The 12183-nt window shown below is 63.5% G+C and carries 9 protein-coding genes; 5 read left to right on the top strand and 4 right to left on the bottom strand.

Translation table 11 applies throughout. The features are described from left to right. Positions 1–309: 309 nt before the first annotated feature. The 4 genes from xseA (at position 310) to PQR54_RS21130 (ending at position 5513) form a co-directional block, all read left to right on the top strand. Complete coding sequence (xseA, locus tag PQR54_RS21145) at positions 310–1689, top strand: exodeoxyribonuclease VII large subunit (RefSeq protein WP_408249026.1); 1380 nt, start codon at positions 310–312, stop codon at positions 1687–1689. Between the two features lie 219 nt (positions 1690–1908). Then, the gene (gene sodB / locus PQR54_RS21140; RefSeq protein ID WP_106314205.1) at positions 1909–2487 is read left to right on the top strand and encodes a superoxide dismutase [Fe]; all 579 of its coding nucleotides are present in this window, start codon (positions 1909–1911) and stop codon (positions 2485–2487) included. Between the two features lie 390 nt (positions 2488–2877). Then, entirely contained in the window at positions 2878–3453 is a 576-nt protein-coding gene (locus PQR54_RS21135; RefSeq protein ID WP_408249024.1) for a glycine zipper family protein, read from the top strand. Between the two features lie 260 nt (positions 3454–3713). Then, entirely contained in the window at positions 3714–5513 is a 1800-nt protein-coding gene (locus PQR54_RS21130) for a PQQ-binding-like beta-propeller repeat protein (RefSeq protein ID WP_408249022.1), read from the top strand. A gap of 92 nt (positions 5514–5605) precedes the next feature. Here PQR54_RS21130 and PQR54_RS21125 read toward each other — a convergent pair whose 3' ends face one another. Then, a complete protein-coding gene (locus PQR54_RS21125) occupies positions 5606–7051 on the bottom strand; it encodes an NYN domain-containing protein (RefSeq protein ID WP_408249020.1) in 1446 nt (481 codons plus the stop codon). Positions 7052–7295: 244 nt separating this feature from the next. Next, a complete protein-coding gene (gene clpP / locus PQR54_RS21120) occupies positions 7296–7943 on the bottom strand; it encodes an ATP-dependent Clp endopeptidase proteolytic subunit ClpP (protein ID WP_408249018.1) in 648 nt (215 codons plus the stop codon). A gap of 299 nt (positions 7944–8242) precedes the next feature. On the opposite strand from clpP, the gene PQR54_RS21115 reads away from it, so the two are divergent. Beyond that, a complete protein-coding gene (locus PQR54_RS21115) occupies positions 8243–9229 on the top strand; it encodes a sigma-70 family RNA polymerase sigma factor (RefSeq protein ID WP_408249016.1) in 987 nt (328 codons plus the stop codon). Here PQR54_RS21115 and PQR54_RS21110 read toward each other — a convergent pair. After that, positions 9185–10459, bottom strand: coding sequence for an EAL domain-containing protein (locus tag PQR54_RS21110; RefSeq protein WP_041759031.1), 1275 nt, complete (start codon positions 10457–10459; stop codon positions 9185–9187). The two genes, PQR54_RS21115 and PQR54_RS21110, sit on opposite strands and share 45 nt — an antisense overlap. Positions 10460–10711: 252 nt before the next feature. Beyond that, positions 10712–12169, bottom strand: a complete 1458-nt coding sequence (mdtD, locus tag PQR54_RS21105; protein WP_408249014.1) for a multidrug transporter subunit MdtD — start codon at positions 12167–12169, stop codon at positions 10712–10714. Positions 12170–12183: the final 14 nt, after the last annotated feature.

Genomic DNA, 12183 nt, shown 5'->3' with positions numbered 1-12183 from the left:
GCGCCGCGTGACCAAATCGCGCTTTCAGCGTGGCTCACAGCCTGTGGATAACTTTGTGGAGAACCTGCCGTCCAATGGGCGGAGAGGGCCGTTCCGCGCGCCCGGTATCGGCAATCATTCTCTTTAATGAGATGTAAACACCATATAAATCAAAGACATGCCTAGAATTCATGCGGCCCGGAGGGCGATCTGGCAGGATCTGTCTGGCGGGTCCCGCCATGTGGACACTTTTAACAATTCAAGCATCGCGCTGGACGGCGATGGCCGGTCGGTCTATCGTCTGTCCGGCCAGCCACACTTATTCCTCGCATGAATCCCGAAAGCCCTTTTTCCTCGTCGGCGACGCCCGGCGGTGAAGTCGTCGTTCCCGTTTCGGCGCTCAATCGCGCAATCGGCACGATGCTCGAACGTTCGTTTCCCCTCGTCTGGGTTGCCGGCGAAGTGTCGAACTTCACGCGCGCCGCGAGCGGCCATTGGTATTTCTCGATCAAGGACGCGCAGGCGCAGATGCGCTGCGTGATGTTCCGCGGACGCGCGCAATACGCCGAATTCACGCCGCGCGAGGGCGACCGCATCGAAGTGCGCGCGCTGGTGACGATGTACGAGCCGCGCGGCGAACTGCAGTTGAATGTGGAAGCGGTGCGGCGTACCGGACAAGGGCGTCTCTACGAAGCGTTCCTCCGGCTGAAAGCGCAACTCGAAGCCGAGGGTCTCTTTGCCGCTGAACGCAAACGCGCGCTGCCGTCGCATCCGCGTTCGATTGGCATCGTTACGTCGTTACAGGCCGCGGCGTTGCGCGACGTCCTGACCACGCTGTCGCGGCGCGCCCCGCACATTCCGGTGATCGTCTATCCGGCGCCGGTACAGGGCGTCGGCGTGAGCAGCAAGCTTGCTGCGATGGTCGACGCCGCCAATGCACGGCGCGAGGTCGACGTGCTGATCGTATGCCGCGGCGGCGGCTCGATCGAAGACCTGTGGGCGTTCAACGAAGAAGTGCTGGCGCGCGCGATCGCGGAAAGCGCGATTCCCGTGGTGAGCGGCGTGGGCCACGAAACCGATTTCACGATCGCCGATTTCGCCGCGGACGTGCGCGCACCGACACCGACCGGCGCCGCCGAACTCGTCAGTCCGCAGCGCGTGCTGCTGTTGCGCGAACTCGACCATCGTCACGCGACGCTCGCGCGCGGTTTCGGCCGCATGATGGAGCGGCGTGCCCAGCAACTCGACTGGCTCGCGCGTCGGCTGGTGTCGCCGGCCGAGCGGCTGGCGCGGCAACGCACGCATTTGCAGCAACTGAGCGTGCGGCTCGCGTCGGCGGGCGGGCGTCCGGTGCGTGACGCGCGAGCGCGGTTTTCGCTGCTGCAGATGCGCTGGCAGCGCTGGCGTCCGGATCTCGCCGGGCATCAGGTGAAACTCGGCAATCTCTCGCAACGTCTGGATGCGGCTTTATTACGTCAGCATGAACGTCAGACCGCGCGCATCGGCACGCTCGCCGCACGTCTCGAAGTGCTGAGTCCGCAGCGTACGCTGGAGCGCGGTTACGCTGCCGTGCTCGATGCCCAGAGCGGGCGAGCGGTGCGCGCGCCGTCGTCGTTGAAGCCGGGGCGGCGCCTCACGGTGCATCTCGCGGAGGGCGCCGCGGACATCGCGCTGGCCGATGTGCAACCACGTCTGACCGACGGTTTCTGACACTTCGCCGACGGCATCCGCCGCCGTACTTTTGACTGTGGCGAGAGTCGGGCACACTGCGTGCGCAACCACTAATTGCGCTGTGAATGCGGCACGTTCGCCGATGTCCGGCATAAAGTCCGTCGGTTTGCGGGGTTATTCCAACTCGCCTACAATCGAGTGCTCAAAAGCGTTATCCGCAGACTCCCCCACAACAGATACAGACAGAAGGAAAGCACCATGGAACATACGCTCCCGCCGCTGCCGTTCGCGAAAAACGCACTCGTTCCGCACATGTCGGAAGAGACGCTCGAATATCACTACGGCAAGCATCACCAGACCTATGTGACCAACCTGAACAATCTGATCAAGGGCACGGAGTTCGAGAACCTGTCGCTTGAAGAAATCGTCAAGAAGGCATCGGGCGGCGTGTTCAACAACGCAGCTCAAGTGTGGAACCACACGTTCTTCTGGAACAGCCTGTCGCCGCAAGGTGGCGGTGCACCGACCGGCGCGCTCGCTGACGCGATCAACGCCAAGTGGGGTTCGTTCGACAAGTTCAAGGAAGAGTTTGCCAAGACCGCAGTCGGCACGTTCGGCTCGGGCTGGGCATGGCTGGTGAAGAAGGCCGACGGTTCGCTCGACCTGGTGTCGACGAGCAACGCCGCTACCCCGCTGACCACGGACGCGAAAGCACTGCTGACGATCGACGTGTGGGAACACGCTTACTACATCGACTACCGCAATGCGCGTCCGAAGTTCGTCGAAGCGTACTGGAATATCGCCAACTGGGAATTCGCGTCGAAGAACTTCGCGTGAGATAGCCGGTGAGTTTGAACGCGGCGCTTCAGGCTGGGTGATCCGGTCACAGAGCTGAGCGTCAGGCTCCGCAGCAGTTGCAAGAAAAAAAGCCCTCGAAATGCGAGGGCTTTTCTTTTTTCTGGCGTGCTTGCCGTCGTGCATAAGTGCGTCGAAGAGTCTCGAAGGGTTTCGAAGCGTCGTGCCGGAGATGCATAGGATTGCTTTTCACGCGACGCTGCGCGTGAATCTTTGTCACAGTTGGTAACGGCACCGCAGCTTCCAATCGGCATTCAGCCTGCCGACAGCGCGTCTGGATGCCGGCGGAAAAAATACGGTAACTATCTCGTAAACAACGCGCTCGCAAATTGGCCTAACGTATGTTTCCCCTATGAAGAAACGTGCGCCACCATGATCTCAAGTCCTAAATCGATACGCGTCGCACTGCCTGTGGCAGCGGTCGCACTGGCGCTCCTCGGCGGTTGCGCGGTGGTGCCCCCGAGCGCTCCTTCCATCGTCGCGCTGCCGCGCAGCGGCGAGTCGCTCAATCAGTTCCAGCAAGACGACTACAACTGCCGCGACTACGCTTATCGCTCGACCAACGCGACCGGCGCCTCGCAGGCCGCGACCACCAACAGTGTCAATAGCGCGGCTCTTGGCACGCTAGGCGGTGCCGCCGTCGGTGCGCTCATCGGCGCGGCGGCGGGCAATGCCGGCGCGGGTGCGGCGATTGGCGCGGGCAGCGGCTTGCTTGTCGGCGGCGCCGCCGGCGCTAACGGCGCGCAGTATGCCGGCGGCAGCCTTCAGGCGCAGTACGATGCGGCGTACGCGCAGTGCATGACGTCGAAGGGCAATACGATCTCGCAGCCGCAGATGCCGGTCTATGCACCGCAGCCTGTGTACGCGCCGCAACCGGTATATGTTGCTCCGCCGCCGCGTTATTACGGGCCGCCGCCGGTAATGTATGCCCCCTATCCGTACTACTGATCGAATTCTGCCGAGCGTGCGCATTCACTGAATCGCGTCGCCGTCATGTATTGCCTCGTATGGCGGAGAGAGGCGACACGATGGCGATAAACGCCTTTGCAAAGGGCGTACGGTTAATCAGCCGTGAGGGCGATGAATTTATTCAGCGAGCGGGAGACGCGCGTGGCGGACTCCTCTCTTACGGCTCGCGACGCGAGTCACGGCGCGCACCGTTCGTAGTGCGGAGTTGAGCGTCGCGTCGTTCAGGAGACGAGGCGAACATGCGAATCTCGCAAGCTGGCGTTGAGACTTCCGGGCCAGGCGCATGGACCCGTCGGGGCACGATAGTGGCGCTGATCGCCATCGCCTCGTGTTTTGCGTCCTGTGGCGGTGGTGGTTCGGGCGGTACGTCCGGCGCGGCCTCCGGGTCGGCAAGCGGGAGCGGAAGTGGCACGTCGGGCGGCTCAGGTTCAGGCACGGGAAGCGGCGGTGCGGGTTCGGGCACCGGCACCGGTTCGACCACCGGCACAGGCACTGGACCGAACGGCACGGGCAACACGCCGTCAGCGGTGACGGCCTACGCCACCGACGTCCTCATGCATCACAACGATCTCGGCCGCACCGGACAGATGCTCGCCGAGACCACGCTCACGCTGGCGAACGTCAATTCGGCGAGCTTCGGCAAAGTCGCGTTTCTTGCCGCGGACGGCAAAGTCGACGGACAGCCGCTCTTCGTCACCAGCCTGTCGATCGGCGGCACGGCGCACGACGTGGTCTACGTGGTCACCGAACACGATAGCGTCTACGCCTACGACGCCAACTCGTTCGCGCAACTCTGGAAGGTCTCGTTGATCGGCAGCGGCGAAGCGCCCAGCGACGACCACGGATGCCAGGACATTACGCCCGAGATCGGCATTACGTCGACGCCGGTCATCGACCGCAGTCGCGGCACGAACGGCGTGCTGTATGCCGTCGCGATGACGAAGGACGGTAGCGGCGGCTACCATCACCGGCTGCACGCGCTCGATCTGGCGACCGGCGCCGAAGTGCTCGGCGGCCCGACGGAAATCGCGGCGACTTATCCGGGCAACGGCGCCGGCAGCGTCAACGGCGTGATTACCTTCAATCCATCGCTGCATACGGAACGCGCGGCACTCACGCTGGTCGGCGGCAACATCTACATGGGTTGGACCGCGCACTGCATGGGAGGCTCGTACACCGGCTGGATGATGGCCTATAGCGCCGACACGCTCAAACAGACGAGCGTCATCAACATCACACCGAACGGCAGTCAGGGCTCGATCTGGATGGCCGGCTCAGGCATGGCGTCGGACGGCACGTCGCTCTATGTCGTGGACGGCAACGGCACGTTCGGCACCACGCTGAATGCCGCGGGCTTTCCCGCGGACGGCGACTACGGCGACTCGATGATGAAGCTCTCGTTGGGCAACCTGCAGGTCACCGACTATTTCGCGATGTCGGATGTGGTCACGCAAGCGGCCACCGACAACGACTTCGGCTCGGGCGGCGCGATGGTGTTGCCGGATCAGACCACAGCAAGTGGCGTAGTCAAGCATCTGGCGGTGGCGGCCGGCAAGGACAACAAGATCTACGTCGTCGATCGCGATTCGATGGGCAAATTCAATCCGACGTCGAACAATATCTGGCAGGAGCTGATCGGTACGCTCGCGGGTGGCATCTGGGGATCGCCGGCTTACTACAACGGTGTGGTCTATTACGGCGGCCTGAACGACAACCTGAAGGCGTTGCCGGTCTCGGGGGCGTTTCTTGCGACGACTGCCGCATCGAGGAGCCCGAGCACGTTCCCGTATCCTGGGGCGACACCGGCCGTGTCGGCGAACGGCACGAGCAACGGCATTGTCTGGGCGGCGGAAAACGGCACGACAGGCGCTTTGCATGCCTATAACGCCGGCAACCTTGCGGTCGAGTTGTACAACAGCAATCAGGCCGGCACGCGCGATCAATGGGGCGCGGGCAACAAATTCATCACGCCGATGATCGCGCGCGGCAAGGTGTATGTCGGCGCTACCAATGGCGTGGCGGTGTTCGGGTTGTTGTGAGCGAAAGGGATCGAAGGCTTGCTGTTTGCCGCTGAGCTTGTGTAGCGGCGCCCACATCGGCACCGCTACACGTCACGCCAAATGCACGACACTCACTCCGCGTCGCTCGTCGCGGCCGTCTTACGCGGACGACGGCTGCGCGCCGCAGTTTTGCGCGCGGCTTTTTTTGCCGGCGCGGGCGCTTCTTCTGCTGCGGCAGTCGCGGCAGTTGCGGCCGGCGCCTCAGCAGGCGCTGCGATCTCCGGGATGTCGTCGATGCTTCGCGGCGCAGCCTTCTTCGCTTTCTTTGCAGCCGTCTTGCGCGGCGCGCGTTCATTGCGGCGCTTGGGCTGCCTGCCGCTTGTTTCCCGCTCGTCTGCCGGGCTCTCCGAGCCGTCCGGTTCTTCTGCCGTCACGGTTTCCGGTTCCGACCAAGGTGCTTCCGGCAGTTCAAAAATGAACTGGGCATTTTCCGGCGTTTGCGCGTGCACTTCGTCTGTTCGAGGCTGAGCGCTGCCGCCCTGTTCGACGGCCGTACGCTCTTCGTGAACGGTCTCCTGTTGGCCGCGTCCTGCTTTGCGATTGCCTCGCCCCCGACGGCGCGACTCGTGTTTGCCACCGGACTCGGCGATCACCGTTTCGGCGACCTGCGCCTCATACAACTGTTCCGCCGATTCGACGATTTCAGCAGGCTCGCCCGTGTTGTCGCCGGCCACATTCGCCACCGTGCTCCGATAGACATACGCGCCCGACTTCTCGTCGCGGCCGAACTCGAGCAGCCCGCGAGCATGCGCCTCTTCCAGCAGATTGCCGAAAGCGCGAAAGCCGTAGTACGTCTCGTTGAAATCCGGCTTGCGGCGCTTGATGGCGTTCTTCAACACCGACGCCCAGATCTTGCCGCTGTCGCCGCGTTCGGAGGCGAGCGCATCGAACGTTTGCACCGCGATCTCAACCGCCTTGGTGCGGCGTTTTTCGAGGTCGTCCTTGTTGCGGGTCTTCTCCTCGTCGGGCGCACGCTTGGCCGCCGGCTGGGCGGACTGTTGCGGGCGCGACGACTCGCGCTTGGCGACCGTGCGCTGACTCTCGCGCACGAGGTCGTCGTAGAAGAAGAACTCGTCGCAATTCGCGATCAGCAGATCCGACGTGGATTGCTGCACGCCGACGCCGATCACCTGCTTCGCGTTCTCACGCAGCTTCGACACCAGCGGCGAAAAATCCGAGTCGCCGCTGATGATCACGAACGTATTGACGTGCGATTTCGTATAACAGAGGTCGAGCGCGTCGACCACGAGCCGGATGTCGGCGGAATTCTTGCCCGATTGGCGCACATGGGGAATCTCGATCAACTCGAAATTGGCCTCGTGCATCGCGCCTTTGAAACTCTTGTAGCGATCCCAGTCGCAATACGCTTTCTTCACGACAATGCTGCCCTTGAGCAGCAAACGTTCGAGCACCAGCTTGATATCGAACTTGTCGTACTTCGCGTCGCGCACGCCGAGTGCGACGTTTTCGAAGTCGCAGAATAGCGCCATGCTGACGGTTTCGTTGGATGACGCCATGGTTTTCTCCATTGAAGCGATCGTCGAATTCGACGAATCGCGACCATGATAGCGATTCCAGCGGAGGTGATCAGCTTTTGTGTTCCGGGCGCACCGGTGCGCCCGGAACAAATCCGCGACGACGCGCGCTTCTTGTGACGTTCTCCAAGGTTTTTGCAGACCAGTCGACGCTGTACCTGAGCAGTTTCAGGATCGCAGCCTTACGGCGTTGGTTAGCAGTGAATTCACCACGCGGGCCACCGCGCTACCTGTCCATGTGATACGGCGCGACATTCAGCGCCGCGCGTGTTTCCAGCACCTCGTCGACGAGACCGTACGTCTTCGCGGACTGCGCTGACATGAAGTTGTCGCGGTCGGTGTCGCGGGCGATTTCCTCGATGCTGTGCCCGGTGCGCTCGGCCGTTATGGCATTCAGCCGCTCTCGCAAATAGAGCACCTCCTTCGCTTGAATCTCGACGTCCGCCGCGGTGCCCTGGCTGCCGCCTGACGGCTGGTGAATCATGATGCGCGCGTTGGGCAGCGCATACCGCTTGCCGCGCTGACCGGCGGTCAGCAGAAAGGTGCCCATGCTCGCGGCAAAGCCGGTGCACAAGGTCGACACCTCCGGTTTGATGAACTGCATGGTGTCGTAGATCGCGAGGCCGTCGTACACCGAACCGCCCGGCGAATTGATGTAAAAAGAAATATCCTTGTCGGGATTCTCGGACTCGAGAAACAGCAACTGCGCGACAATCAGACTGGCCGATTGCTCGTTCACGGGCCCGACCAGAAACACGATGCGCTCGCGCAGCAAACGCGAATAAATGTCGTAGGCGCGCTCGCCGCGGCCGGACTGTTCGATCACGGTGGGCACGAGGCCGAGCCCCGTGATGTTTGGATAGTTCGAATGCATATTGACCTCGCGTATGCGGCCTGGGTGACCGCGGGTTATGCGGAGCGCGTGGCTTCATGGCACAAAGCCTCCAGGCTGTGCCTTCGCCGATCCGGAACCTGCGCATTCTTTGCGTGGGTTGTTGTCCCTATGACGACGCGACGCAGCGCGACGTGACAGAAATATTTTTTTACGGGGCTGTCACATCGTTGGATGCCCAGCCGTCAAGACAAAAAGAATCAGGATGTCGGCGCGCGCCCGGTTCACTTCGAGGCAGGGCGCCGCGCGCTTTTCACCACGCACGATCTGGAGGTCTACATATGACGGAACAAGGAATCGACAAGGCATCCAGCTTCGAGGCGGCGCGCGCCCGTCTGCTTGCGCTGGCGTACCGCATGCTCGGCAGCCGCGCCGAAGCGGAAGACGTGGTGCAAGACGTCGGATTGAAATGGCACCTCGCGGACACACAGGAACTGCAGGTACCCGCCGCCTGGCTCACCACGATCACCACGCGGGTGGCGATCGACAGGCTGCGGCGTGTGCAGCGCGAACGCGCGTCGCAGGCCGCCGGCTGGTTGCCGGAGTTGTGGCTCGACCAGGTGGCGCCATCGGCGGAAGAACTGGCTTTGCGCGCGGCGGAGATGTCCTATGGCGTGATGCTGCTGCTCGAGCGCCTGAAACCAGACGAACGGGCCGCCTTCGTGCTGCACGAAGCCTTTGATTGCGACTACGCGGAAATCGCCGCCATACTGGAGCGAACGCCGGCCGCTTGCCGGCAGATCGTCCATCGGGCCAAGGCGCGCGTGCAACGCGCGGGTGCGCCGATAGAGCGACCGGATCCCGCGGCGCATGCGCGGATCGTGGAGCGCTTGCGCGCGGCGCTGGAGGCGCAAGATCGGGTCGGTCTATTGCAGCTCTTCAGCGACGCGCCGCAAGTAGTCAGCGACGCGCCTGTGTGCGCAGCGGTGAGCACGTCCGAACCGGCGGCGGCAGGGTGGATGGACACGGTAAAGTCGCTCGTCGAGCACACGAGCAACGCGGAGACAGTGTCGGTGGCGGGCACATTGTGTATCGCCTTGCTCTTCGAGGGCGACGTCGTCGGGGTGCTCGACGTGTCCACGAACAGCCTGGGAGATGGCTCAGCAAAGATCGTCTCCATGCGCGTGGTGACGAGCGCGGCGCGTCTGCAGGCCACCAACAGCATGTTGGGCCGCGCGGCGGTCAGGCAACTGCTTGCGCGGATCCAGCAGCGCGCTATGAACTCAGTTGCGGTGGGCTGCGACTTCCCAGTTGATGTCCACGCATAGCACCTGCGTGCCCGTCGGTGTGTGCGCGGCGATCGAGGCGGTCACGCACAGGTGCGCTTCGTTGATGGACAGATAAGGCGGGGTGAGATGTACGTGGCCGGGCGTGCGCATTGCCTGGATAAAGTACGGCCGACGTTCCCAGCTGGCGCCTTCCGAATGCAGAAGCGGACGGAAACGCTTGGCGCGTTGCGAGGCGCGCCCCGGCGGGAGCACGTTGTCGCCGATCTGCCGGCCCGACCCGTCGAGCACGAAGCAGCGTGCCGTCTCGCCGAGCATCAGGAGCGGCGCGGTGGCTTGCGCAACGGACTCGCCGGCCACCAGTTGCGCGGCCGCCGTTTCGAGCGCCGTCACATACGGGGCGAGCCGCGCCGATTGTGCGTGTTCACGCGCGGTAACCCGTTCCCGCAGCGCCGCGGAGAGCGAGTCCATCAAACCGGCTGCCGCTTGCGGCTTGACCGGTTCGACGCTTGGGCCCGCGAAGAAGGCGCCTTGCACGAAGTCCACGTTGCATTCGAGCGCGATCAGGGCATCGCGTTCGGTGCTCAGGCCGCCCATCAGCACCAGTTGGCCGGATTCGTGCAGCAGCGAGACGAGGCCGGGCAGCACGCGCTCAATGTGCGAATGTTCGCTGGCTTGCGCGAGAATGCAGCGGTCGAGCGTGACGATGTCCGGCCGCAGATTCCACACGCGGTCAATGTTCGAGTGTTTCGCGCCAAAGCCGTCGAGCGCGATCAGGAAGCCGGATTTACGCAACGCATCGACGATTTCAGCAAAGCGGGTCGTTTCGCCGCCCGCCTGTTCGGACACTTCAAGCACCACGCGCTGCGGCGGCAGGCCGAGCGCCTTGAGGCCGGCGAGCAGCGCGTCGCCGTAACTGGTGTCCATCAGCGCGGCGGGGTGCAGGCTCAGGAAGAGCCATTCGTCGTGACTGTCGAACGCGTTGAAGTTGCCCAGATGCAGCGATTCGGCAAGCCGCCCGAGTTCGAGCAGGTCGCCGCGTCGCGCGGCCTGCGTGAAAACCTCGTGGGACGGCACTTGCAGCGCGTGTTCATCGTGGGCGCGCAGCGACGCGTGATAACCGATCGCGCGCCGGTGCGATACGGAGAAAACCGGCTGGAACACGCTGAAAACGGTGTAGCCGCCATACAGAACGGTGCGCCGGGAGCCTTCGTCGCCGGCCATCGGGCGCGGCGGCTGGAAACCGGGAGGATCGAGGTCGATCATGCTCATCATGTCAGTCGTGTGGAGGTGGCTGCGCGCCTGCATGCTCGGCACTGGTTCGCACGCGCAAAATGTGAGTTTACAGGATAGGCCAGCAAGAACTATGCGCGTGCGGAAACACAGCACGCATGCCCGATTGTCACATTCAGATAAGACGATTGTGCGCCAGTAAGGGCGCGAAGACGACGATCCGCACTTTGCTGGTGCGGCCCGCGCCCTGTTGCGGGTCGGCGGCGGGGCCGCCGGCCAGGTGGCCGCGCATCAGGTGCGTTCGGACGGATCGGTCTTCTTCGCGGGCGTGCGGATGTCGGGCGACAGTTGCGCGAAGATCCACGACGAGCCTGCGGTGATGATGCCGACACACAGGAACGTCGCGTGGAACGCGGGCAGTGAGTTGGCTGCCGTCACGCGCGGCAGAAGGCCGGTGAAGGTCGCGAGCAGGGCCCCGGCCACTGTCACGCCGAGACTCATCGACAGCATCTGGACCAGCGAAAACAGGCTATTGCCGCTGCTCGCGCCGCCGGTGCCTAGGTCCTTGAGCGTCAACGTATTCATCGCGGTGAACTGGATCGAGTTGACGCCGCCGAAGAACGCCAGTTGCACGAGGCGCAGCCACAGCGGCTGGTTCGCGGTGGTAAGCGCGAAGCTCGCCATGGTCAGGCCGACCAGCACCGTGTTGACGATCAGTACGCGTCGATAGCTGTGCTTGATGATCAAGCTCGTCACGAGGCGTTTGGACGCCATGCCCGCAGCCGCCACCGGCAGCATCATCATGCCGGCTTCGAAGGCGCTATAGCCGAGACTCACCTGCAATAGCAGCGGAATCAGGTAGGGCATCGCGCCGCTGCCGATCCGCGCGAACAGATTGCCGAGCAGGCCGACGCTGAAAGTGTGGATCTTGAAGAGGTCGAGCGAGAAAATCGGCGAGGGCTCGCGCACGGCGTGCAAGCCATAGGCGACAAAGCAGGCGAGGCTCAGAATCAGCAGCACCAGCACCGTGGCGTGCTGAATGCCGAATTCGGTACGGCCGTCGAGCGCGAACGAGATCGCCACCATGCCGACGATCAGCAGCAGGTAGCCTTTCATGTCGAATTTGCCGACATGTTCATTCCGGCTATCCGGCATGAAGATGAACGTGGCAATGCAGCCCACGATCCCGACCGGCACGTTGATCAGAAAGATCCAGTGCCACGAGGCGATCTTCACGAGCCAGCCGCCGAGCGTGGGGCCGATCAGCGGTCCGATGAGACCCGGGATCGCCACGAACGAGAGCGCCGGCAAATAGCGTTCGGCCGGAAAGGTGCGCAGTACGGCGAGCCGTCCGACCGGCAGCAGCATTGCCCCGCCCACGCCTTGCATGATGCGGAAGGCCACCAGTTGATTCAGCGTGTGCGCGTTCGCGCACAGCAGCGAGGCGATCGCGAACACGAGGATCGCGCTGAAGAACACGCGGCGCGTGCCGAGCTTGTCGGCGAGCCAGCCGGACACCGGGATCATCACCGCCATCGTCAGCGAATAGGCGATCACTACCGATTGCATGCGCAACGGCAACTCGCCGAGGCTCGTCGCCATCGCGGGGAGCGCGGTGTTGACGATGGTCGAGTCGAGCGTCTGCATGAAGAAGCCGGTGGCGACGACCCACAGCATCACGGTGAGCGAGCGGGGCGAAGGTGTACTGGACGTACTGGATGCGGCGGCGGGCGGAGTCGGCGTGGACATGGAGGGCGGCTAGG

This window comes from Paraburkholderia phytofirmans, from assembly GCF_046028095.1.
Taxonomy (GTDB): Bacteria; Pseudomonadota; Gammaproteobacteria; order Burkholderiales; family Burkholderiaceae; genus Paraburkholderia; species Paraburkholderia phytofirmans_A.
The sequence above is the reverse complement of the archived record's forward strand: the minus strand, read 5'-3'. Positions and strand labels throughout refer to the sequence as shown.

Excerpts from the sequence above, each read along its gene's own strand:
- PQR54_RS21115 (WP_408249016.1), top strand. The coding sequence starts at position 8,243 with ATGACGGAACAAGGAATCGACAAGGCATCCAGCTTCGAGGCGGCGCGC.
- mdtD (WP_408249014.1), bottom strand. The coding sequence starts at position 12,169 with ATGTCCACGCCGACTCCGCCCGCCGCCGCATCCAGTACGTCCAGTACA.
- clpP (WP_408249018.1), bottom strand. The coding sequence starts at position 7,943 with ATGCATTCGAACTATCCAAACATCACGGGGCTCGGCCTCGTGCCCACC.
- PQR54_RS21110 (WP_041759031.1), bottom strand. The coding sequence starts at position 10,459 with ATGAGCATGATCGACCTCGATCCTCCCGGTTTCCAGCCGCCGCGCCCG.
- PQR54_RS21130 (WP_408249022.1), top strand. The coding sequence starts at position 3,714 with ATGCGAATCTCGCAAGCTGGCGTTGAGACTTCCGGGCCAGGCGCATGG.
- PQR54_RS21135 (WP_408249024.1), top strand. The coding sequence starts at position 2,878 with ATGATCTCAAGTCCTAAATCGATACGCGTCGCACTGCCTGTGGCAGCG.
- PQR54_RS21125 (WP_408249020.1), bottom strand. The coding sequence starts at position 7,051 with ATGGCGTCATCCAACGAAACCGTCAGCATGGCGCTATTCTGCGACTTC.
- xseA (WP_408249026.1), top strand. The coding sequence starts at position 310 with ATGAATCCCGAAAGCCCTTTTTCCTCGTCGGCGACGCCCGGCGGTGAA.
- sodB (WP_106314205.1), top strand. The coding sequence starts at position 1,909 with ATGGAACATACGCTCCCGCCGCTGCCGTTCGCGAAAAACGCACTCGTT.